The 24,060-nt window shown below is 45.8% G+C and carries 20 protein-coding genes and 2 pseudogenes; 14 read left to right on the top strand and 8 right to left on the bottom strand.

From position 1 onward, the window contains the following. Positions 1-325: 325 nt before the first annotated feature. A complete protein-coding gene (locus AC6I8U_RS06985) occupies positions 326-1,642 on the top strand; it encodes a DUF3131 domain-containing protein (RefSeq protein ID WP_498018132.1) in 1,317 nt (438 codons plus the stop codon). A 63-nt stretch (positions 1,643-1,705) separates the two neighbouring features. Here AC6I8U_RS06985 and AC6I8U_RS06980 read toward each other — a convergent pair whose 3' ends face one another. Next, positions 1,706-2,875 carry a phosphoglycerate dehydrogenase gene (locus tag AC6I8U_RS06980; RefSeq protein ID WP_252011062.1) on the bottom strand — a complete coding sequence of 390 codons (1,170 nt, stop codon included), beginning with the start codon at positions 2,873-2,875 and terminating at the stop codon, positions 1,706-1,708. Positions 2,876-2,999: 124 nt separating this feature from the next. After that, positions 3,000-4,115 (bottom strand): phosphoserine transaminase, encoded by a 1,116-nt coding sequence (locus AC6I8U_RS06975; RefSeq protein WP_498018131.1) that lies wholly within the window; start codon positions 4,113-4,115, stop codon positions 3,000-3,002. 389 nt (positions 4,116-4,504) lie between these two features. Here AC6I8U_RS06975 and AC6I8U_RS06970 point away from each other — a divergent pair, with 389 nt between their 5' ends. The 4 genes from AC6I8U_RS06970 to AC6I8U_RS06955 all read left to right on the top strand — a co-directional run bounded on the left by AC6I8U_RS06970 (position 4,505) and on the right by AC6I8U_RS06955 (position 7,940). Further along, positions 4,505-4,975 carry a hypothetical protein gene (locus tag AC6I8U_RS06970; RefSeq protein WP_234495851.1) on the top strand — a complete coding sequence of 157 codons (471 nt, stop codon included), beginning with the start codon at positions 4,505-4,507 and terminating at the stop codon, positions 4,973-4,975. Between the two features lie 14 nt (positions 4,976-4,989). Then, the gene (locus AC6I8U_RS06965; protein WP_234495850.1) at positions 4,990-5,916 is read left to right on the top strand and encodes a tripartite tricarboxylate transporter substrate binding protein; all 927 of its coding nucleotides are present in this window, start codon (positions 4,990-4,992) and stop codon (positions 5,914-5,916) included. A 74-nt stretch (positions 5,917-5,990) separates the two neighbouring features. Beyond that, positions 5,991-6,437, top strand: coding sequence for a tripartite tricarboxylate transporter TctB family protein (locus AC6I8U_RS06960; RefSeq protein WP_498018130.1), 447 nt, complete (start codon positions 5,991-5,993; stop codon positions 6,435-6,437). Between the two features lie 9 nt (positions 6,438-6,446). Next, the gene (locus tag AC6I8U_RS06955; protein WP_498018129.1) at positions 6,447-7,940 is read left to right on the top strand and encodes a tripartite tricarboxylate transporter permease; all 1,494 of its coding nucleotides are present in this window, start codon (positions 6,447-6,449) and stop codon (positions 7,938-7,940) included. A 75-nt stretch (positions 7,941-8,015) separates the two neighbouring features. Here the strand turns inward: AC6I8U_RS06955 and AC6I8U_RS06950 are convergent, their stop codons facing one another. Beyond that, complete coding sequence (locus tag AC6I8U_RS06950; protein ID WP_234495847.1) at positions 8,016-9,242, bottom strand: DUF819 family protein; 1,227 nt, start codon at positions 9,240-9,242, stop codon at positions 8,016-8,018. Positions 9,243-9,803: 561 nt separating this feature from the next. Between AC6I8U_RS06950 and AC6I8U_RS06945 the strand changes: the two genes are divergently transcribed. The 7 genes from AC6I8U_RS06945 to AC6I8U_RS06915 all read left to right on the top strand — a co-directional run bounded on the left by AC6I8U_RS06945 (position 9,804) and on the right by AC6I8U_RS06915 (position 17,863). Then, positions 9,804-9,992 carry a hypothetical protein gene (locus tag AC6I8U_RS06945; protein WP_042472651.1) on the top strand — a complete coding sequence of 63 codons (189 nt, stop codon included), beginning with the start codon at positions 9,804-9,806 and terminating at the stop codon, positions 9,990-9,992. 190 nt (positions 9,993-10,182) lie between these two features. Then, the gene (locus AC6I8U_RS06940; RefSeq protein WP_498018128.1) at positions 10,183-10,920 is read left to right on the top strand and encodes a GntR family transcriptional regulator; all 738 of its coding nucleotides are present in this window, start codon (positions 10,183-10,185) and stop codon (positions 10,918-10,920) included. 353 nt (positions 10,921-11,273) lie between these two features. Then, a complete protein-coding gene (gene xdhA / locus AC6I8U_RS06935) occupies positions 11,274-12,662 on the top strand; it encodes a xanthine dehydrogenase small subunit (protein WP_498018328.1) in 1,389 nt (462 codons plus the stop codon). Beyond that, on the top strand, positions 12,655-15,045 hold the full coding sequence (xdhB, locus tag AC6I8U_RS06930; RefSeq protein WP_498018127.1) for a xanthine dehydrogenase molybdopterin binding subunit: 2,391 nt from the start codon (positions 12,655-12,657) through the stop codon (positions 15,043-15,045). Before xdhA ends, xdhB begins: the two co-directional genes overlap by 8 nt. 12 nt (positions 15,046-15,057) lie before the next feature. Beyond that, on the top strand, positions 15,058-15,885 hold the full coding sequence (gene xdhC / locus AC6I8U_RS06925; RefSeq protein WP_498018126.1) for a xanthine dehydrogenase accessory protein XdhC: 828 nt from the start codon (positions 15,058-15,060) through the stop codon (positions 15,883-15,885). A 64-nt stretch (positions 15,886-15,949) separates the two neighbouring features. After that, entirely contained in the window at positions 15,950-17,284 is a 1,335-nt protein-coding gene (guaD, locus tag AC6I8U_RS06920) for a guanine deaminase (RefSeq protein ID WP_498018125.1), read from the top strand. 216 nt (positions 17,285-17,500) lie between these two features. After that, positions 17,501-17,863 (top strand): YgiW/YdeI family stress tolerance OB fold protein, encoded by a 363-nt coding sequence (locus AC6I8U_RS06915; RefSeq protein WP_234495840.1) that lies wholly within the window; start codon positions 17,501-17,503, stop codon positions 17,861-17,863. Positions 17,864-17,876: 13 nt separating this feature from the next. On the opposite strand, the gene AC6I8U_RS06910 is transcribed toward AC6I8U_RS06915, so the two are convergent. Next, positions 17,877-18,347 (bottom strand): DMT family transporter, encoded by a 471-nt coding sequence (locus tag AC6I8U_RS06910; protein ID WP_498018124.1) that lies wholly within the window; start codon positions 18,345-18,347, stop codon positions 17,877-17,879. A 101-nt stretch (positions 18,348-18,448) separates the two neighbouring features. On the opposite strand from AC6I8U_RS06910, the gene AC6I8U_RS06905 reads away from it, so the two are divergent. Both AC6I8U_RS06905 and AC6I8U_RS06900 read left to right on the top strand, forming a co-directional pair. Beyond that, the gene (locus AC6I8U_RS06905; RefSeq protein ID WP_498018123.1) at positions 18,449-19,381 is read left to right on the top strand and encodes a 2-dehydropantoate 2-reductase; all 933 of its coding nucleotides are present in this window, start codon (positions 18,449-18,451) and stop codon (positions 19,379-19,381) included. A 175-nt stretch (positions 19,382-19,556) separates the two neighbouring features. Continuing rightward, positions 19,557-21,026 (top strand): HD-GYP domain-containing protein, encoded by a 1,470-nt coding sequence (locus AC6I8U_RS06900; protein WP_498018122.1) that lies wholly within the window; start codon positions 19,557-19,559, stop codon positions 21,024-21,026. 116 nt (positions 21,027-21,142) lie between these two features. Here AC6I8U_RS06900 and AC6I8U_RS06895 read toward each other — a convergent pair. The 4 genes and pseudogenes from AC6I8U_RS06895 to alc all read right to left on the bottom strand — a co-directional run. After that, a pseudogene (locus AC6I8U_RS06895) lies at positions 21,143-21,397 on the bottom strand (urate hydroxylase PuuD); the annotation flags it as partial. Positions 21,398-21,475: 78 nt separating this feature from the next. Continuing rightward, positions 21,476-22,411: pseudogene (locus tag AC6I8U_RS06890) on the bottom strand (urate hydroxylase PuuD); the annotation flags it as partial. Between the two features lie 21 nt (positions 22,412-22,432). Beyond that, positions 22,433-23,002 (bottom strand): ureidoglycolate lyase, encoded by a 570-nt coding sequence (locus tag AC6I8U_RS06885; protein ID WP_498018121.1) that lies wholly within the window; start codon positions 23,000-23,002, stop codon positions 22,433-22,435. Between the two features lie 20 nt (positions 23,003-23,022). Continuing rightward, a complete protein-coding gene (gene alc / locus AC6I8U_RS06880; protein WP_498018120.1) occupies positions 23,023-24,009 on the bottom strand; it encodes an allantoicase in 987 nt (328 codons plus the stop codon). Positions 24,010-24,060 lie beyond the last annotated feature (51 nt).

Here is a 24,060-nt window from a genome sequence, read left to right as displayed (position 1 = left end):
TGACTTCGAAGCCCTGCCTATCCGTTGACCCATTACAGTCCGTTGACGCCAACATATTAGCAAAACTTAACGCAGAATGACATTTATTTGTACATTTTTTATACACACCTAATGTTGCGATTTTTCGAAGATTTGATGTACGCCCGATTAATTATTCTCGAAATACATAAACCATGTATTATCATTAGTTTAGGATTGCCAATTACCAAGGATGAAGCGAACAGTGAGTATACAAAAAGTAATGTTTCCCATACTGGGTTGTATACTTAGCGTTCATGTGATTGCTTCTGAAGAGGCGTCGCCAAGTTTTTATGGCGGACGGGGTATGACTCAAGGAGAGGCAACTGGCCCCAAAAGTGAGATAGAGTTTCAGCGCCGAGCGATAGCTCCACCGATCATCATCGAAGCTCATGCCGAACCACGCAACGAGTTTGAATCGTCGTCTGTCCTCCCGATAAATGAAGTTACCCTTAAAAAAATAACCCTCGACCTCTCACGATTAGATCGCAACGACTGGCTATTGGCTAAAAAGTCAAAGCACTACTTTGATCGCAACTATCACCCAGAGACCGGACTTTGGGATTCAGTACAAGGCTATCATCACGCCACGATGTGGGATGTGGCCAGTGGCATCGCAGCAACCATTGCGGCCTATGACTTAGAACTCGCATCGCGTGAAGTGACAAAGGACACCCTAACGCTGACGCTAAATACACTCGCCGAACTTCCTCTCTACAAAAACACCCTACCCAATAGAGAGTACAGCACCGAGTCTGGCCTACCTTCAGGCAGTTATTCTGAATCTGATAGCAATGGCAATGGCTGGTCGGCACTCGACATTGGCCGTTTACTTATCTGGCTCAAAGTGACACAAGAAAGATTTCCGGACCTAAACCGAGACATTGAAAAAATACTACAACGATGGTCGATTGAAAAAGCAGTTAAAGATGGAGACTTATTTGGGACCAAGCTATACCAAGGCAAAGAGTATTATCGTCAAGAAGGGCGTTTAGGATACCTGCAATATGCTGCTCAAGGCTTTGTGTTGTTTGGTTATGATTTGGATGAGAGTTTCAGTTGGAACCACATTGAAGCCGTAGAAGTCGACAATCAAAAGCTCCTCATTGACCAGCGTAACCTCCCCTATTTCACCACTGATCCTTATGTTCTTCTTGCGATTGAAATCGGTAATCTGAATACTTGGTGGAATCAGCTAGACACTCTTTATGAACTTCATAAAAGTGAGTCTGCCTTGTCAGGAAAACTCAAGGTCTATGCGGAAGACGCGATGAATAAAAGCCCTTGGTTTGCTTACAATAATGTCTATTACTACGGAAAACCGTGGATAAGTGTCAGTCCAGGAGGAAAGCCCATTGAAAATCCGCAGATTTTCAGTAACAAAGTAGGTTTTGGACTTAGTGTAATCTTTGACGATGAATTCGCCGCTACGCTAAACGAAACTGTGCTTAATTCAAGCTTGAGCTCGCGCAGTATTCCCACAGGTATCTATGAAAATGGTGGTACCAATACGGCTTACAACATCAATACTAACTCGCTCGTGCTTACCGCACTTTGGTACAAGGCGTTAGGGAAGAACTCGATTTATGACTTTGTCACCAATGATTCACTGGTGACCCAATAAACGGGTCACCAACCTAGTCATTGTTATACGAAGGTACTAGTAATCCTCGCAAATAACTGACAATCAAAGCGCCCTAACGTTGAATACGTGCTCCACCCCACTGATTGCAGATAGAAGCTCCGCGTTCGGCTCTTGCTCGATGTCCAGTATTGTATACGCCACTTCATCTCGACTTTTGTTGAGCATATCAAGTACGTTGATATTCAGATCCGCAAGTAAAGAAAGAACCGTACCAAGCACCTTAGGAACATTGTCGTTGGCAAACGTGATTCGATAGCCTTCGGCGCGTTCTAGGGTGATCTGAGGAAAGTTAACCGAGTTGGTAATATTGCCGTTTTCAAGGAAATCAATAAGCTGCATGGCTCCCATCACCGCACAGTTTTCTTCTGCTTCTGCCGTAGACGCGCCGATGTGTGGCATGAGAATAACGCCTTCTCTGCCTATCAATGACGGCGTTGGAAAGTCCGTCACATATTGACCTACTTGACCATTTTCTAGTGCCGTAACCACGGCGTCAGTATCGACAATCTCTTTGCGAGCAAAGTTAAGCAGCACCAGACCCGGCTTAGCCGATGCGAGTAGTTCACTGCTGATAAGTCCGATGGTCGCTGGAAGGGCTGGAACATGGACCGTAACGAAGTCGCACTTACTGATTAACGACTGCAAGTTCTCCGCTCGCTGGATACGACTTGAAAGGCGCCATGCTGCCTCAACACTGAGCGCCGAGTCGAAACCGATGACTTCCATACCTAAATCGATAGCGGTATTCGCGACAGACGCACCAATTGCACCAAGACCAATAACGCCCAGCGTTTTACCTTTGATTTCCGAACCCGAGAAGCGTTTCTTTTCTTTCTCCAGTAGTTTGTCCATTGCGGCTGCATCAGAGAGTTCAGTAAGCGACTGGGAGTACTGCATTCCGCCAAAAACATCGCGCGCCGAGAGTAACAGCCCTGTTAATACTAATTCCTTTACCGCATTCGCATTAGCGCCAGGTGTATTGAATACCACAATGCCATTTTCTGTGCAGGCTTGAATCGGAATATTATTCACCCCCGCTCCACAGCGAGCGATGGCTTTAACGCTCGGGGCTATCGGTTCTTCATGCAGTTTTTGACTTCTCAGAAGAATCGCATCAGGCGCACTAAACTCGCTTGAGACTTCGTATTGATCACGTGAAAACTTATCGAGTCCTTTATTAGCAATCGCGTTGTAGGTTTTTATTTGTTTCATTATTGGTTCCACTTTAAGTTGAAAATCCTTTTCTACCCATCAGTGCACTTTATTCGTCCCAATGCTGGCTTTTTTATGTTGCGCCAGAGACAACAAAGCACCTGATAAGCAGGTGCTTTGTTCTTTATTTAGTGACTTCTGCGTAAGCCCAATCCAGCCACGGCAACAATGCTTCTATGTCTGTTGCCTCGACGGTCGCTCCCGCCCATATCCTCAAACCAGCAGGGGCATCACGATAAGCACCGATATCAAACGCAACTTGCTCTTCATCAAGAAGCTTAATCATGGCTTTAACCTGCTCTTCCGTCGCATCTAAGGTTAAGCACACACTGGTATTTGAGCGCTGCTCTGGATTTTTCGCTAAGAAGTGAATCCAGTCGCGAGAATCAACAAAGTTCGTTAACACGGCTAAGTTCGCTTGAGATTTCTCTATTGCCACGTCGACCCCGCCTAAACCATCCACCCAATCTAGAGCGTCTATGTAATCCACCACACACAGCATTGAAGGAGTATTAATGGTCGCCCCTTTGAAAATGCCTTCGATCAGCTTACCGCCTTTCGTCATTCGGAAGATCTTCGGAAGTGGCCAAGATGGTGTGTAACTTTCTAGACGCTCAACCGCTTTTGGACTTAGAACAATCACGCCATGACCACCCTCTCCACCAAGTACTTTCTGCCAGCTGTAGGTCACAACATCGAGTTTCTCCCAAGGCATATCCATTGCAAATACTGCCGAAGTCGCGTCACAAATAGTCAGTCCTTCACGCTCATCACTGATCCAATCACCGTTAGGGACTTTCACACCAGAGGTAGTACCGTTCCACGTAAACACCGCATCATGACTTGGATTAGCCTGAGAGAGATCAGGCAACTCGCCGTATTCCGCAAGATAGCTATTTACCTCATCCAACTTTAGCTGCTTAGTGATATCGGTTAACCAACCAGAACCGAACGACTCCCAATGAAATACATCAACAGGTCGTGCGCCTAGCATTGACCACATCACCATTTCCATCGCACCGGTATCTGAACCTGCGACAATACCGACGCGATAGTCGTCCGGGATGCCTAAAATCGCCTTAGTCTTGTCGATAGACTCAGCTAAAACGGCTTTACCAAGTGAAGAACGGTGACTGCGCCCCAAAGATGCCGTATCGAGATTCGATAGTTGATAGCCTGGGCGCTTACTGCAAGGTCCTGAAGAGAAGTTAGGATTGCTTGGTTTAATAATGGGTTTCATGGGCTTCCTGCCTAAAAAATGAATAACTATTCAAAAGATTGTCACAAACACACCAGTTAAGGCAAGCCCCCTGATCATCGACTTGCAGGTTTTGAGAGCTAGTGACGAATATCAGGTCTAATAAACAGTTCATAACATGGAATATTTTGGCGGTAATTTCGTCATATTTTTGTAATTTATTAGTACAAATATATTTTAATAACTCACAGTTTATTTGAATTGTAAAAACCTATTCCACATCACATTTAAATTGCTATTTTAATTAATTAAATTGATCTTGTCGGCAAATAAAATCTATCTACCGTGACCTCTCTATCATTTTGTTCGACGACAAGTGGCGAGAAATTATTGTCTTACAATATAGTAAATTCATTGCCATTGGAGGTGCTATGAAAAGCAATAAAGAGATCGCATTAGATGCTATCGAATTAGTGAAACCCGCAATTGAAAAACTGTTTGAGCGTACGAATCGCAAAGAGCTACACATCGTCGTTATGGACCCATCCATCAAGCCTTGGGAAGGCAGCTTTGAAGAGTCTATTTTGATCGAGTCTTCACTAGGAAATCCATCTCAATGGACGATTGAATTCGATAAATTGGCAAGAAAGAAAGCCCAGCAGGCATGGAGGAACAACACTCCAAATATTCATCAGCAGTCTGTTCACCCTTCCTCACTGCGTGAAGGCGACGTTTTATTTTATGGCTCCTTTGTTTATGGCGATATCGTCGTCGCATGTAGTGGCGTTGAACAATGGTACGACATGCTAATTAGCAGTTGGATTGCTCTAGCTATAGAGCAACTCACTATCAGTGAATATCAATCAATAAAAAACACTACCCCTACACAACAATTTAGATAATTAAGGTCAAAACTATGAGCAACTTACTTAAAAAACTATTTGTTACCGCTGGTATTCTCCTTTCGACATCGGTCATCGCTGCCGACTACCCAGCTAAAAATATTCGCCTTGTTGTTCCATTCGGTGCAGGTGGTGGTACCGATGCAGTTGGTCGTACACTAGCAAACTCAGCGAAAGACGTTCTAGGACAGAACATTGCGGTAATGAACCGTACTGGTGGTGCTGGCGCTGTTGGTATGAGCTTTGGTGCTCAGCAACGTGCAGATGGCTATACACTAACGGTTGTCACTCGCGAGATTGCCTCTCTTCCACAAATGGGATTGATGCAGCATACGGCTGATGATTTCAAACTTATTCGTATGGTCAACCTTGACCCAGCTGTTGTACTTGTTTCCGCTGACAGCCCATATAACACCATTAACGATCTGATCGCTGAGGCGAAGAAAGAAGATGGCGCGGTTAAGTTCGCATCAACAGCAGCGCCTAACTTCTATCTGATGGCGTTAGAAAAAGACCAAGGCATTAAGCTCAATGCCATTCCTTACAACGGCGCTTCTGAAGCGATCCCTGCGGTTCTTGGTAAACATACTGATGTGACTATGGTTACGCCGGGAGAAGCCATTGCTCAACTGCGCTCAGGTCAACTAAAAGCGCTAGGTGTTATGTCTGAAGAGCGCATTGCTTACATTCCTGACGTTCCAACGCTTAAAGAGCAAGGTGTAGACGTGCAAACAGGTACATGGCGTGGCATTGGCGCTCCTAAGAACACGCCAGATGAAGTTATCGAAACACTTGGCAAAGCATTTGACCAAGCTATGGCATCACCTGAGTTTATCGAGTTTATGGAAAAAGGTGCCATGACAATCCATAACCTAAATGCCGAAGAGTTCACCTCGTTCGTAGAGCAAGACACGAAAGCACTGGGTCAACTTATTAACTAATTCAATTATCTAGTATGTATTACCTGCGGGGGCGTTTCTCTCCCCCGCATCTCTCACGCAGTTGAGGTGAGTCTATGAAAAGTCGTCATGTTATTTTCCCTTCGCTTATGATCATCTTTGGCGCTCTAAGCCTTTATTTCATAAGTCAGTTTGCAGAGCCTCGCTTTCAAGACGCGAGTGTAGATGCCAAATTTTTTCCTAGCGTTGTCGCCATCGCCATCATTCTTCTATCCGGTCTACTGATCATCCAACATGTCATGCAAAACAAGCTCACTAAAGAAGAGCTGCCAATTTTCACTAAATTATCGGTGTTCGGTCTCGCATTTTTGGGTGGCTACGCTTTATTGATCAATTTAGTGGGATATCTCATTGCATCATTTATCGCATTCACCATTTATCTCGTCATATTCAAAGTCAAAAAGCCGCTCTACTATGCCGTCGCGTGGGCATTTGTTTATGGAATTTACTATCTATTTGGTGAGGTGTTTATCATCGCTTTACCAGAAGGCTTATTATATTAAGGGACCGCTATGTTTGAACATTTAGTTAATGGCCTAGCGGTCGCATTTAGTTTCTCCGTTCTTCCTGTTCTTGTGTTTGGTGTCCTTGGGGGCATAATCCTTGGTGCCCTACCCGGCTTAACAGCCACCATGGGGGTTGCCATCTTGCTACCTTTTACCTTTGGAATGGAGCCAACCGCCGCACTCGTGATGCTAATCGGTGTTTATATCGGTGGAATATACGGCGGCTCCATTGCTGCTATTTTGCTAAAAACTCCGGGCACGCCAGCATCTGCAGCAACCGTTCTAGATGGGCATACTCTCGCTGCTAAGGGGCAAGCGGCTCGTGCGTTAAGTATCTCTGCTGTGGCTTCATTTACGGGTGGCTTAATCAGTACCATAGTTCTCATCGGTATCTCACCGCTCTTAGCAGACTTCGCTCTGAGATTTAATGCTCCTGAATATTTTGCATTGGCTGTGTTCGGCCTAACCATCATTGCTAGCGTCTCAGCTCAAAATATTCTCAAGGGCCTGCTCGCGGGTGCGATTGGACTTCTTATTTCAACGGTCGGTTTAGACCCTATTAGTAGCGTCCCTAGGTTTACCTTTGGCGTAATGGATCTATACAGCGGTATCAACGTCATTCCTGTACTGATTGGTTTATTTGCTCTGTCCGAAGCGCTCAATCAAATCGAAAAAATTACGTCAGAAAAGAAAATGGCGAAGCCGAAATTCGATCGAAGCCTAATGAGCAAGCAAGATCTCAAAGAGATGATGCCAACAGCAGTCAAAAGCGGCTTATTAGGAACTTCTATTGGTTCAGTGCCCGGTGCTGGCGCGGATATCTCAGCGTTTGTTTGCTACAACGAAGCGAAGCGCTCGTCGAAGAATCCAGAAGAGTTTGGTAAAGGGTCTGTGCGCGGGCTTGCTGCCGCAGAAGCTGGTAATAACGGGGTAACAGGCGGCTCACTCGTGCCTTTGCTTACTCTTGGTGTTCCAGGAGATGCGGTCGCCGCGGTCTTGCTTGGCGCTCTGATTGTTCAAGGTTTAACGCCTGGTCCTCTGCTGTTCGCACAAAGCCCAGAAGTCGTTTATGGCGTGTTCAGTTCAATGTTGGTGGCTAACCTTGTCATGCTTATCGTTGGGTTGATCGGTATTCGATTCTTCTGCCGCATCATTGAGGTGCCGAAGATACTCATGATTCCAATCATCATCTTCTTGTCGGTCGTCGGTGCTTATGCCATCAACAACTCAATGTTTGATGTCGGCATTGCGATTGGCTTTGGTTTCCTTGGTTTTGTTCTAAGCAAGCTAGAGATACCTTCGTCACCAATTCTGCTAGCAATAATCTTGGGACCGATGGCAGAGACCAACCTTCGAAAAGCGTTGCTTATGTACGATAACAGCTGGTCATTCTTATATGAAAGACCGATCGCACTCGCGTTCATCGTATTGGCGGTGTTCTCTGTGTACTCAACTTTGCGTATGAAAAAACGGCAAAAGCTTCAACAAGCAACAGAATAACTGAAGCAGATGTTCAAAGCGTAAAAAGGCATGGTGTAAAAACCATGCCTTTCTTTTGAGTGTATTCAGCTAGTTTTAGAAGCCAACAACACTTTGCATCAATATGCCGCAAATATACGCGCCATAAGTACCCAATGCATAGCCGAGAACCGCCATCAAAATACCAACGGGTGCCAGTGATGGGTGGAATGCTGCCGCTACAACTGGAGCCGATGCTGCGCCACCCACGTTTGCTTGGCTACCTACCGCCATAAAGAATAGTGGCGCTCTAATAAGCTTCGCGACGCCAATCATCAGCAGTGCATGAATCGTTAACCATGTAATACCGATAAAGAAGTAACCTGGGTTATCTAGAATCGCAGTCACATCCATTTGCATACCAATCGTCGCGACGAGAATATAGATGAATGCCGAACCAATTTTTGATGCACCAGCGTGCTCTAGGGTGCGAGCAGGTTTAAACATTGAAGCGATAAGAGCGAATGTCGTAACCAATACGATTAGCCAGAAGAATCCTGAAGTCAGGCTGTACTTTTCAAGCTCAGGTGCGTTGGTTGCAATCCATGGTGCAATTAAGTCTGCCCCAAAATGAGCCAAGCCTGTCAAACCAAACGCAATCGCGACGACTTTCATCATATCTGTTGTCGTGATCGGACGAGAGTTTTCCTCTTCGTATTTCGCCACCGTCTCTTTAAGTTCGTCGATGGACGTTGTATCTGCTTTTAGCCAAGCATCCATTTTCTTTTGACGACCAGCCATGATAAGCAGCACGGCCATCCAGATGTTGGCGCAGATAACATCAACAGTGATCATTGCGGAGAACAGTTGGTCACCAACGCCAAACACTTCCTTCATCGCCGCTTGGTTTGCACCACCACCGATCCAAGAACCCGCTACCGTAGTTAGCCCTCGCCATACGTCACCAGAGACAAGGTCAGGATTGACGAAATTTAAAATAATAATCGCCGCTGGGCCGCCAATGATAATACCAAGGGTGCCTGTTAAAAACATGATGACGGCTTTAGAGCCTAAGCCGAAGATCTTCTTCAGATCAGCAGATACGATAAGTAGTACTAACGCACCTGGAAGCAGATAACGACTTGCAACGAAATACAAGTTAGAGGCTGAGCCATCAATCAAACCAGTCGTATTAAGTAGCGACGGCAGAAAGTAACACAGCAAAAGACCAGGAACGACGGAATAGAATTTTTTCCAGAACGGGTTTTTACTGCTTTCTGTGATAAATACAGCGCCGAGGATAACGGCTAACAAACCCATGATGACAGCATCATTAGTGATCATGTCGATAAATCTCCTTAACTGATGTCTTCTTGAAACAATTAGACACATTTTGTTAGTTGGCCGAGACTATACCCACTACCCTCGCCTGTCACAAATTTTAACAATCTTTACGCACAGTGCATGAATAATTAAACATTCATCATCATTAGCAATACTAGAACCATAACGATAAACCATGAAAAACAATGTTCAAAAAACAAGCTAATCTCTATATTGTTTTAATTTACATGAAGTTAGGACGTAGACTTGTGATTTTAACATCTTGCTAACCCTAAAAATCTTTACCTACTTTTCAATAACCAAACACATGCAACCAAGCGCACCACTTATGTTAAACCGCGCAAATTTTGTACCCCAAGACAATCACAATTGTTTGATCTAAATCACATACGTAAGTCAAGAATGGTAACTTCCACGTCAATTTGCACTGGGTATTCCCTCATCAACTCATCAACAATTGACTAAACAAACAGAAAATCTAACGATTGCACATCAATACTGGATCTTTATACAGTTACTGCATATACTGTTTTTACATACAGTAATTCATGAGGTGTAGTTATGTTGCAAGAAAGACTAGAACGCATCAACGAGCTGCGTAAAAAAGCGATGGCCAATCCTGAATTCATGAAATCTGCGCAAGCTCATGCTGAAGCGCTACAGAGTCAACAACACACTGCGCAGTCAAAACGCAGTAAAAAGCCGAAAACACTCTCTGATATTTACAAAGGCTATGACTTCGGGATCTAACTCGAACTTACTTCTCATCGATCGAAGGAGGAAACGTTCCTCCTTCTCACCAACACAAACCGACTCTTAACCTTTATTGTTCCTATTATTGCTGGTTGTTTCACAAAATCTGGTCGTAGTGGCTATTTGTATACAAAGTGGAGTATTATTGTTCTAACAAGGAAAGAAAACTGTAGAGTGCTGTAACCAGATGGGAAACCTAAAAAGCTCAGTGAATAAAGGTGTGAAAACCAAAATCGCAGGACAGACCCAAGACGATGTGGTCTATTGCCACGTTTTTGATGCCATTCTTGAACAACGACTGCCACCAGCGACAAAGCTTAGTGAGGAAGCATTGGCTGAAATCTTTGGCGTAAGCCGAACGATTATTCGCCGTGCACTACTAAGGCTTTCACTGGAAAAGGTCGTAGATATAAGACCAAACCGAGGTGCAATCGTTGCGGCTCCTTCAGTCGAAGAAGCCAAACAGATCTTCAAAGCGCGTGAAGTACTTGAGCTTGCTATTATCGAGCTTGCAGTGGAGCACGCAACTAGCGCTCAGATTACAGAGTGTCGTCAATTGGTGGAAGACGAAGATAATGCTTTTGCTACTAATGACTACGGCAAAGGCTTACGTTTATCCGGTGAGTTTCATATCAAGCTAGCTGAAATGGCTGAGAACGCGCCACTATTAACATTCCAACGCAGCATAGTCTCTCAGTCATCTCTACTTATCGCAATGTACGAAACAACTAACAATGCTCATTGTTCGCAAGACGAACACCGAGAGCTATTGGATTCGATCGAAGATCGAGACAAAGAGAAAGCAGTCTCATTGATGAAAGTTCACCTAGAACACATTCGAGCTAAGCTTAACCTTGATGATAGCGTTGCCTCTAATGACCTCCATGTCGTGTTCTCAGATGTTTTGAAGAACAAAGCGAGTTAAAACGAAGACCAGCAAACAAAATGCTGGTCTTTTTACATTTGCACCCTTACCCAAAAATCAGTTCTTAACGTCAGTTTTCAACGATGATTTTTTGTATCGCACACAGCGGTACTCTCCACCACACAACACTTTCCAAACCAACAACCTAGCCACAACTCCCAATTTGACCTCGATCTCAACCCATTAGAAATGTTGCCAACTTGTAAATTAATAGTTGACCTTGTGGTCAATTTAGCCAATTATTGACCAGAAGGTCAGAAAAATAAATTCATGAATACACTGTACAAGGAGGTCTCTTGATTACTTTTTTACTCAATCAAGAAATCAGACAGGAAGTAAATGTCTCCCCAAACATGACGGTGCTGAACTATCTGCGCACTCATGTTAAAAAAACAGGCACCAAGGAAGGATGCGGTTCTGGTGATTGCGGTGCATGTACCGTGGTACTTGGTGAGCTCGTCGATGGTAAGCTTGAGTATCGCAGCGTTAACTCCTGCCTCACTTTTATTTCTGCTCTTCACGGCAAGCAACTTATCACGGTAGAAGATCTGCAAGCTCGCGATAAGTCACTTCACCCAGTTCAACAAGCCATTGTCGAGTTTCATGGCTCTCAGTGCGGCTACTGTACGCCTGGATTCATCATGTCGATGTTCGCTCTGACTAAGAACAAGCCGAATGCAAACAAAGCCGATGTGATGGAATCATTGGCGGGCAATCTATGCCGTTGTACAGGGTATCGACCTATCGTAGATTCTGCTTTGTCACTGTGTTCGGAAGAGCAAATCGTTGACCAATTCTCAGAGCTTGAACGAGCGACCATCGCTAAACTAGAAAAAATCCAAAATGAAGAAGCGAGTCTTCGTCTTGGACACCTTACCGCATTTTCTCCAAAGAACACTGAAGAGCTTGCCAAACTATACAAAGCTCATCCACAGGCCAAACTGGTTGCCGGTGGTACAGATTTGGCACTCGAAGTTACTCAATTCCATCGCGAGATAGAAACCCTTATCAGCGTGAATCTCGTCGAAGAGATGAAAGTTTGCCAAGAGACAGAAGACAGCCTAGAGATTGGCGCAAACCTTCCAATCAGCGATGTCTATACACTACTAAACAAGCACTATCCCGACTTTGGTGAACTGTTGCATCGCTTCGCCTCTTTGCAAGTTAGAAATCAAGGCACTATAGGTGGCAATATTGCTAACGCTTCGCCTATCGGAGACACCCCACCGCTGCTCATCGCTCTTGATGCAAAAATCCAACTACGCTGTGGTGATGAAACACGTGTTATGCCTATTGAGGACTACTTCATTAGCTACAAAGTCACTGCTCAGCAGCCTAGCGAGTTCATTGAAAAGATCGTTATACCTAAGCCATCATCAAGCACATTCCGAGCTTACAAGCTCTCGAAACGTCTCGATGACGACATCTCTGCAGTTTGCGGTGCTTTCAGCATTGAAGTGAAAGATAACCATGTAGTGAGTGCTCGTATCGCCTTTGGCGGCATGGCTGCAACACCTAAACGAGCAATATCTTGTGAGCAGACGTTAGTCGGACAGCCTTGGAATGAAGAGACCATTAGCAAGGCAATGGAAGCACTGAGTCACGACTTTGAGCCCCTATCAGATTTTCGCGCAAGCCAGACTTACCGGAGCCTCACCGCAGCCAATATGCTCAAACGCTATTACATTGAAACCAATAACACCAACAATCTGATTGAAACGAGGGTAACATCTTATGTCTAATGTGAATCATCAGCAGCTGACTCACGAAGAGATGGTTGCTATCGTCAAACAAGATCTTAAAACAGGTGTTGGTAAAAGCGTAAAGCACGATAGCGCACCAAAACAAGTGACGGGTGAGGCTGTCTATATCGATGACAGACTTGAGTTCCCAAACCAACTTCATGTCTACGCACTACTAAGCACACAAGCACACGCAAAAATCACGAAGATAGACGTCTCTCCTTGTTATGATTTCGCTGGCGTTGCTATTGCGATTACGTCCAAAGACGTGCCAGGACAGCTTGATATTGGCGCTATCCTTCCCGGTGATCCTCTGCTTGCCGATGGCATCGTCGAGTACTATGGTCAGCCTGTCATCGCAGTGGCGGCGAGCGACCTCGAAACTGCAAGAAAAGCAGCGCACGCAGCCATCGTTGAGTACGAACCACTACCTGCCGTTCTGGATGTCAAAGAAGCACTCGCGAAAAAGCATTTCGTGACAGAAAGCCACCAGCAAAAGCGCGGTGACTCCGCCAAAGCACTCGCGAGCGCAAAGCACGTCATCGAGGGTGAAATCGAAATTGGCGGTCAAGAACATTTCTATCTCGAAACACAAGTTAGCAGCGTAATGCCAACCGAAGACGGCGGCATGATTGTTTATACCTCTACACAAAACCCAACAGAAGTGCAAAAGCTGGTCTCTGAGGTACTTGGAGTTGCGATGCACAAGGTAGTTATCGATATGCGCCGCATGGGCGGTGGTTTTGGTGGTAAAGAGACACAAGCGGCTGCGCCTGCTTGTATGGCAGCGGTCATCGCCCATTTGACAGGTCGACCAACCAAGATGCGTCTGCTTCGCAATGAAGATATGACCATGACCGGCAAACGTCACCCATTCTACAACCAATATAAGATTGGGTTTGATGATAACGGTGTGATTCAAGGTGTCGATATTGTTGTCGCCGGTAACTGTGGCTACTCGCCAGATCTGTCGAGCTCGATTGTCGACCGTGCCATGTTCCACTCTGACAATGCTTACTATTTGGGTGATGCGACCGTTACCGGACACCGCTGCAAAACCAATACCGCTTCGAATACCGCTTACCGTGGTTTTGGTGGTCCTCAGGGGATGATGACCATTGAACACATCATGGATGAAATCGCCCGCTACCTAAACAAAGACCCGTTAGAAGTTCGCAAAGCCAACTACTACGGCGAAGAGGGTCGAAACGTTACCCACTACTACCAAACAGTGGAAGATAACTTCCTTCCTGAAATCACTGAGCAGTTAGAACAAAGCAGTGATTACCACGCAAGGCGCAAAGAGATCGCTGAGTTCAACAAAAACAGTCCAATTTTGAAAAAGGGTTTGTCTATCACGCCCGTCAAATTTGGTATCTCGTTTACCGCCACCTTCCTAAACCAAGCTGGCGCTCTTATACACATCTATACCGATGGCAGTATCCACCTAAACCACGGGGGGACTGAGATGGGTCAAGGTCTGAATATCAAAGTGGCGCAAATCGTTGCAGAGGAGTTTCAAGTAGATGTTGACCGTATCCAAATCACCGCTACCAACACCGACAAGGTGCCGAACACCTCGCCCACGGCGGCCTCATCGGGCGCCGATCTCAACGGTAAAGCTGCACAAAACGCCGCAATAACCATTAAACAGCGTCTGATTGAATTTGCTTCTTCTCACTTTAAAGTCACTCCTGAAGAAGTGCTGTTTAAAAATGGCATGGTCCAAATACGCGAACAAATAATGACATTTGCCGACTTTGCGCAGTTGGCATGGATGAACCAAATCTCACTATCAAGCACAGGTTTTTATCGCACGCCTAAAATCTACTATGACCATGAGAAAGCACGTGGCCGCCCTTTCTATTACTACGCTTACGGCGCGTCGTGTTCAGAAGTCATCATCGATACCCTCACTGGTGAATACAAAATCTTGCGCGTGGATATCTTGCATGATGTAGGCGCATCGCTTAACCCTGCCATTGACATTGGTCAGGTAGAAGGTGGCTTCGTTCAAGGTGTGGGTTGGTTGACAACCGAAGAGCTCGTCTGGAATGAGCAAGGACGTTTGATGACGAATGGCCCTGCAAGCTACAAGATTCCTGCTATTGCAGACATGCCGATCGATTTTAGAACGCATCTTCTCGAAAACCGAAGTAACCCAGAAGACACCGTGTTCAACTCCAAAGCGGTGGGTGAACCGCCTTTCATGCTCGGCATGTCCGTTTGGAGTGCGCTAAAAGACGCCATCTCTTATGTCGCCGTTGATGGTGCGATTCCCAAACTGGATACCCCAGCAACACCAGAACGTGTGTTAATGGCGGTACAAGCCGTGACACAAGGTCAGAGTGTTAACACGGCATCCTTCACGGAAACTAATTAACAGGAGGTCACTATGTTTAAGGATAACTGGATTCATGAGCTTGCTAGGCTCGAAGAACAACACGAACCTTGTGTCATGGTGACCGTACTTGAAGATCGCGGCTCCGTGCCGCGAGATGCAGGTACAAAAATGCTGGTAACCCGAGACAACATCATCGCGACCATTGGAGGCGGTCATTTAGAGCATGTCGCTTCTAAAATGGCACGAGAAATGCTTCTTTCTGGAGAGCAAAGCCTAAAAGTAGAAAGATTTAATTTGGGTGCTCGATTAGGACAATGCTGTGGTGGTATGGCAACGCTCAGCTTTGAACCTATCGGTACTTCACAAAAGCATTTGGTACTTTTTGGTGCAGGTCATGTGGCAAAAGCATTGGTTCATATTGTCGCTACTCTGCCCTTTAGAGTAACGTGGATTGATGAGCGCGAGGCTGAATTTCCGGACATCTTACCGCAAGGTGTCAATAAGCTTGTGAGTGACGATCCAGTTGGCGAAATCGCTCAGATGCCACCAAACAGTTATTACCTCGTAATGACTCACAATCATCAACTCGATTTCGATCTGGCAAAAGCGATTATCAAGCGCAGTGACAGCGCCTACTTTGGGATGATTGGATCACTGACCAAGCGTAAGAAGTTTGATTTCCGATTGGCGCAACGTGGCTTCAGTCAAGATGAGATCAACACTATGACCTGCCCGATAGGCATCGGAGCGGTCACTGGAAAACACCCAGCAGAGATTGCGGTCTCGGTTGCGGGTGAGCTGATTTCCCACTATCAAGGTAACCCGATAGAGCAAAAGCGTCCCACGAACACGCGCCAAGAGCTAGACCAAGCAGGCTAAAAAGCCGCAAAAGGATTACAATAATAATACTGCCTGAGGAATTCGGGCAGAGAAAGGAAGTGTCATGACAACACAACGCAAGGCCTATCGCGCCAGCATTTTACATAGCATTGCTGACCCCAAAGATGTGGGTCTAGAGAACTCATACCAATTTTTTGAAGATGGCATGATCGTCGTAGAAAACGGTCACATCGTCGACATCGGCAGCGCAACCGATATATTGGCTAGACACACCAAGCCAATGAAAATCAAAACCTATAAAGACAAGCTTATCACCTCAGGCTTTATCGATACTCATATCCACTACCCTCAGACAGGTATGATTGCCTCTTATGGGGAACAGCTTCTTGATTGGCTTGAAAACTATACCTTCCCAGAAGAGCGACGCTTTCAAAACCCTATCTATGCACTCAAGGTAGCGAAGCTGTTTCTGGATGAGCTTGCCAGCAACGGCACAACGACCGCGTTAGTGTTTGGTACCGTGCACAAAGAATCGGTGGATGTCTTCTTTGGAGAAGCTGAACGTCGAAACCTGCGAATGATTTGCGGTAAGGTGTTAATGGACCGCAACGCTCCAGACTACCTTACTGATACACCAGAATCTGGCTACCAAGCATCAAAAGAGCTTATCGAAAAGTGGCACCATCGCGGGCGTCTGCATTACGCTGTCACACCGCGATTTGCTCCTACTAGCACACCTGAGCAACTCGCTATGGTTGGAAAGCTGCTTGAGGAATACCCTGACGTCTATATGCACACTCACCTTTCAGAAAACAAGAAAGAGATCGAGTGGGTTCTCGACCTGTTCCCAGAGCGAGAGAGCTATTTAGATGTCTACGACCACTACGGCCTACTTCATAAACGCTCGGTATTTGCCCATGGTATTCATCTTTCAGATTGTGAATGTCAACGTCTAGCGGATACAGAATCCGCCATTGCTTTTTGTCCAACCTCTAACCTATTCCTTGGTTCTGGCTTATTTAAGCTCAACAAGATGGAAGACACTGGCATCCGAGTTGGCATGGGTACGGATGTGGGAGCAGGCACCAGTTTCTCTATACTGCAGACCATGAGTGAGGCGTATAAGATTATGCAGCTACAACAAGAAAAGCTGCACCCAATCAAATCACTGTTTCTTGCCACGCTGGGCGGTGCGAAGGCTCTGCACTTAGAAGATAAAATCGGTAACTTAGAAATAGGTAAAGAAGCTGACTTTGTGGTTCTGGATCTGCATGCGACGCAACTGATGCGCTTTAGGATGAATCAAGCAACAACGCTTGAAGAAAAGCTGTTTGTGTTGATGAGCCTGGGTGATGACCGAACGGTTTGTGAAACTTATATCTATGGCGATTTAGCGTATGATGCGAAAGGTCAACGCGATAAGAGAATGGTGAGTTAAGGGTAGTCAACTGTATTACATAAAACAATCGTCACCCCTGCGCAGGCAGGGGTCTTCTACAAGCACGCCCATCCTCAACTCCTTCCTCAAACAACAACTTTTTTCACCTTTTTTCAAACATGAACGAATTCTGAATATTCATTTCAAGGTTAGTTAATCTAGACGGATGCATACTGACATCGTCAACTAAACAAAGATGTCTAAATCGAGGTTATTATGAAAAAAGTTATCATCGCTACAGCACTAATCCTAACGTCTGGTTTCGCAGCAGCTAAATCAATGCCTGCTCAAGGCGGTTTTAACGGTCCTACCCTTGGCGCGCAAACGACTGTTGCACAAGCGTTGGAAGCAAAAGACGACACTGCGGTTCAAATCACTGGCAACATAACCCACTCTCTAGGTGATGAAAAGTACCAATTCACTGACGGTCAAAACACCATTGTTATCGAGGTTGAGAACGAAGACTGGCGTGGTGTTGAAGTGTCTCCAACCGATACAGTAATTATCTCTGGTAAGGTCGATAAAGACACGTTCGAAGACACTAAGCTGGACATTAAACGCGTAGCAATTGCAGGCTAATCTGACTTAAGAGTCAACTGCCTTTGCTAGGGTGATTGGCGACAAGAATCACGCCGATCACTATCAAGATCGCCCCTCCAATCCGGTGGGGCGATAGTTCGATCTTAGGGTAGCCCAAAAGCCCGTACTGATCGTAAAAAAGAGACGCGATGACCTGCCCACAAACAATCGAGATCGCAAGCGCTAAAGCCCCTAACTTAGGTGCTAGATAGATCGACATTGCAATATTAAAGGCCCCTAAAAAACCACCCAACCACGCCCACCAAGGAAGATTCTTTAAACTTCCTGTCGGAAACCAAGGCTTTCCTTCCAGCACGACTAATGTACCGAGTACTATGGTCCCAATCACAAACGAAATAAACGCGGCCTGAAGTGGAGAACTTAGCCCAGTTCGAAGCTGTGCATTAACGCCTGCCTGTGAAGCTAAAGTGGTGCCGACTATGACACTGAGCAACACCAAAATCACGCCCGTAAAATTCGCCACTGTTTATTTCCTTATTGCTGCACTCTTTCAAGCGTAGCACTTCATTCCCAACTATTTTCCTGTACAGTAATACGAGTACATATTCGAAATAGGGACAGGACATGAGCAAAAAGGTATTCGCAGTAATTGGAACAGGCGCGATCGGAGGTTACTACGGTGCAAGACTCCATCATGGAGGTCATGACGTCCACTTCCTATTAAACAGTGACTACCAGCATGTTGTTGAGAACGGTTTACGTGTCGACTCGCACTACGGCGATTTTTCTATTCCTTCAAGTGACCTCAACGCATACAGCACGCCTACTGACATGCCAAAAGCAGACGTCGTACTCGTCGCGCTCAAAACTACCCAGAATCATCTACTCGAAAGCCTCATTCAACCATTGCTAAAACCAAACACATTAGTCATGCTGCTCCAAAACGGAATCGGTGCAGAACAAGAGGTAGCAGAGGCGTTCGACCTGCCTTTCGTTGGTGGTGGTTTGTGTTTTATTTGCTCGAACAAGGTGGGCCCTGGACATATTGACCACATTGATTACGGACGCATTACTATTGGCGTATACGGCCAAAGTGGAATCGACGCATTACACGCATTCGCAAATGATTTAACCCAAGGTGGCGTCGAAGTCGATGTAGACTCCAAAATCATCGATGCGCGTTGGAAAAAATTACTTTGGAATGTGCCATTCAACGGATTGTCTACAGTTCTGGATTCAGATACTGCAACAATGATGGATTGCGCTGAGTTAGTAGGTTTATCAAAGGCAATTATGATCGAAGTTCAGCATGCCGCCCAAACTACTGACACAGAGATCCCGATGTCACTCATTGACACCATGCTTAGCAACACAGCTAAAATGAAGCCCTACTTGACCAGTATGCTGCTAGATAGGCGCAATAATCGAGAGCTTGAGATTCAATATATGTACAAAAACGCCATTGATTTAGCCGCTAGTCATGGCGTTACGATGCCAAAAACAACTGCGCTTTACGAGCAACTGTGCTTCATTAATAGACAAATCAAGGGCGTTTAATCTACTCTGCGACCCTGCGTGGGTCGCTTCTCACTGGAGCCCTATCTTTCAATCTCCAACCCAATGAATTATTGAGTCTCCAAAAATTCAATGGGTTGTGACCACTCCGCTTACTAATTGTTAAATTTTGTGTTATTGATATTCGCCTCAAAATGGACTTTATAAAAGCGCGTTAATGAACACTCCACGATACGACCTTTCCTTCACCTTTTGGCTGTACCTGTTAGCTGGCACTTTGTTTGGCATTTATGGCGGGCGCGTGTGCCCTATGTTAGAGACGCTGACACTTTCAGAGGTCTTAATACATACTGGAATTACTTTTACTGCGTTATTCGCGGTGCGACACATAATCTCTTCGCGGTTAGAGTATCTAGGCTTTTCAAACCTTGCTAAGTTGGATGCTGGTTTGTTCCTGATAGCGAGCATTCCTCTAGCGATGTTTTATTCCCTCAGCTATGAGTTTCCGATCGACAGTAACCTCAAGGTCGTGTTTGGTTTGACCATGTTCGGGTTTCTCACAGGGTTTATTCTCAACCTTCGAGCGCAGTTAGAGAACGTCGAACAATTCGATCAGGATTCATCTCCTATCACATTACAAACCAATGAACGTCAGTCAATGATGGGACAGGCTATCGCGCTTGTTTTGCTGCTGCTAGTGACTCTAACTATTACCTTAAGCATGGTCGCTTTAAAAGACGTATTCTGGTTGGAGCACAATCCAGAGCGTGTGTTAGACGGCAGTGGCAAGATCAGCATAATCAAAGAGTTCGCCTACATTGCCTGCGTGCTCATTGGCTACTCTATTTACATCATGAAACTGTGGAGCCAATTAATGAAGCGCATCCTAGCGGACCAAGAAGCTGCGCTTAAGAAAGTTGCCGCTGGTCACATAGACACTAGGTTGCCGATCTACAATAACGATGAGTTTGGTGCTGTGGCTCGGATGACCAATGCGATGATCGATACTCTACAAGATAGCCAAGACGAAGTGGCTGTCACTCGCGATGTGGCGATTGTTAGCTTATCGGCACTTGCGGAGTCTCGCGACAACGAAACCGGCGCGCATATTCTACGCACACAAGAATATGTTAAGGCGTTAGCGGTCGAGCTCTCAGCGCACCCGAAGCACAACACCCTGCTTTTACCTAGCTATATAGATCTTCTCTACAAGTCGGCTCCTTTGCACGATATTGGCAAAGTTGGTGTCCCCGATGATGTTCTACTCAAACCAGGAAAACTCACTGATGAGGAGTTCGACATCATGAAATCGCACCCAGTGATCGGCGCGGAAGCGCTCTCCATCGCTGAGCAGCAACTTGGCAGTAGCTCCTTCCTGCGAGTAGCGAAAGAAATTTCTCTGACCCATCATGAAAAATGGGACGGCAGTGGCTATCCTAAAGGGCTTGCCAAAGAGGATATTCCTTTGTCAGGACGATTAATGGCATTGGCCGATGTCTATGATGCTCTTATTTCGAAACGCGTATATAAACCCGCCTTTAGTCACGACAAGGCCAAAGCAATCATCGTCGAAGGACGCGGGCAGCATTTCGACCCTGAAGTTGTTGATGCGTTTTTGGCTGTTGAACAACAATTCATCGACATAGCGAAGCAATATAAAGACAAAGAGCACGAGATCGCTGCATAAGCCCCGAAGCGCAATATTCTGGATAATTCAAAAAATAAAAGCCGTCCCAGTTCGGACGGCTTTTGTTATGAACAATGTTCATTAACTATGCTAAGTAACTATGTTAGATAAACATGCTACTGAATCTGAGCACCCTGCTCTACCCACTCTCCAATTAGAGTGCGCTCTTCATCGGTCATTTGAGTGAGGTTGCCAAGTGGCATCACTTTTGTTGTTACTGTCTGAGCGACAATACGCGGCACATTCACTTTGATCTCTTCTGGCGTATCCAATACGACTCCACCAGGCGCAGTCTGAAATGCAGCGTGTGTTGGCGTTGCGGAATGACACACAGAGCATCGCTCTTGAATGACCTGATTAATCTGTGAAAACGGAATCGAGCCATCATGACCTTGAGATTGAGCAATCTGGCCATTGCCCGTTTGTACTTCTTCAGAGCTTGCCTGAATTTGTGCCACCGGTGCTTTAGCGACTGGCGTCGATGGTCTGTTCGCATACGGAGATGAGACAAAAGCAAGAGTCACCATACCCAAAGCGGCTGCTGGAATCGTCCATGCAAATTTTTGACTACCATGACGTGTATTGAAATAGTGTCTCACTAAGATGCTGAACACTGATAAACCCGCTAAGATCGCCCAGTTATATTCATGGCCATAGGTACTTGGAAAGTGGTTACTGATCATAATGAACAGCACTGGCAACGTCAGATAATTGTTGTGTCTTGAGCGCAGCAACCCTTTCGCAGGTAACGCAGGATCAGGCTCTTGATTGTTTTCAATCGCTTTCACTAGGTTACGCTGAGCTGGCATGATAACGAAGAACACATTACCCACCATAATGGTCCCGATAATAGCACCAACATGGATGTAAGCACCGCGACCACTGAACACCTGAGTTAGCCCATAGGCTGCAGCCACTAAGCCGACAAACAACACAATACCTAAGACTATGGGTGTTTTACCTAAGGCTGAGTTACAAAGCACGTTATAAATGACCCAGCCGGCTACTAGAGACGCCACACCTATCATTATCGCGGTAGTGGAATCGATACCCGAGCCCGGAGCAACCAAATAGATCTCAGCGTTGAGGTAGTACACTACGCCCAAAAGCAGCACACCGGTTATCCATGTGAAATACGCTTCCCATTTAAACCAATGCAAATTCTCTGGCATCTTAGGTGGCGCAAGCTTGTATTTCTCTAGATGGTAAATCCCACCACCATGAATTGCCCACAAATCGCCGGAAAGACCATCACGGGGATTTGTGCGATTAAGGTTATTCTCTAACCATACAAAGTAGAATGACGCACCAATCCATGCGATACCTACTATCATGTGAACCCAACGAATAATCAGGTTCAGCCATTCTGTTACGTGTGGATCCATAACACACTCCTCGTCAGCAGCTTAGACAGAAACTCGCTGCTCATCCTTATCTTTTTGTATCTCATCTAGGTCAATGGGCAGATCTTCTAGGCTTAGCTGAACCAGTCCCTCACTAAAGAACACCTCATCACAGTTATTCCCATCGCCAGCTCTATCTACAATTAGAAACTGGTCTTGGTCGGTTAACGCTAAAACTGGATGATGCCAAACGCCCTTGTGATAGTTCACACCTTGCTGACCATTGCTCAAAAATGCTCTGCAGTGCTCCAAAGAAGGGTTGTCTCCTTCGGGCGCAACGACGATAAGATACGGTTTCCCGAGTAATGGTATAAACGCTTGTGAGCCAAGCGGGTGCCTTTCTAACATTTTGATAGTCAGCGGATACTGCAAAGGCGTCGCCTGAAAGATACTCATGATGGCTCTACCACCCTGCTCTTCCACGTCAGCCTCAGCTAGCTTGTGATAACGACGTGTTGATCCGTTGTTGATCATAAAATAGTCGCTATTTTCCACCTCGATGACATCACCAAACTCAGCAAACGCATGCTTGTTGAGAGGCTCTATTTCAATTCGGCGTATACCAGTACTCATATCCATTCCCTCTAGTAAGTTTAGTCCGCCTTGGTGCCAAATAGGCGCAAGCGACTAACACCGCCGTCGGGGAAGATGTTCAATCGTACATGGGTGATCGGTCCGATCTCATTAACCTCTGATACGAACTCATGAATCGAGTGTGCATTGAGTTTTTGAGACGGCAGCAACTCTTTCCAGAACAAACTTTGAGTTGCGACCTGATCATCCGTGCCACCCTTCACATAAGCAGCTTGAATCGAGCAGCTGTCAGGGTAATTACCTTTAAAGTGTGCAGTATCAACAACGACTCGACCCACATTACCCGCATGGCCTAGCGCAACGATAACCCAGTCATTACCTGGCGTTCTGCGGCGCGCGGTTTCCCAGCCATCACCCATGTTTTCACCACGACCTGGTCCTAATATGTTGGACTTGTTTCCGTAGTGCTCATCGCTACATGCTAACGCTCTTCCACCATGTTCTACGGCGGCGAGGTCAATTTGCTGCAGCTCGTCGATGGCATCCCAATCGACACTTGGCGTGCCGTAGACGCGTAAACGTGCAACACCACCGTCGGGATAGATGTTAAGTCTTACGTGGGTGTAAACTTTGTCACTGTCGATCTCACTGATGTGGTGCTTATCTCCAGATAAACTCTGCGAGGGTAGAATTTCTTCCCATTCTTCTGAGTTTGTTGGATCAACCTCTGGACTATAAATAGCATCGATAGAAGCTGATGGTGGGTAGTTGCCCGTAAAGAAGGACGTATCGATATCAACGCCAGCTATTGTGCCCGCCAAGCCTAGTTTAACGATACAGTAGTCGTAACCTTCTCCACGCTTACGACGACTTTCCCAGCCGTCCATCCACTTGCCGTTGTCGTCATAGACGTCATCTTTCCATACCGGGTCTAATCGGCTGAGCAAGCGGCTCTTATCAGCGAAAAAGTCATCCGTGGCGTAGAGCGCTTCAGCGCCCAGTTTGTCATCTGCTAGATTAATGTAGTTTTCAATTTTCAAAGACATTTCTTGTCATCCAGTTCAATTATTCAATTAATAAGAAAATGAGAGAGATAG

Source organism: Vibrio sp. KUL80 (assembly GCF_059725495.1).
Note: the sequence above shows the minus strand (reverse complement) of the source record. Positions and strands in the feature narration are given on the sequence as shown.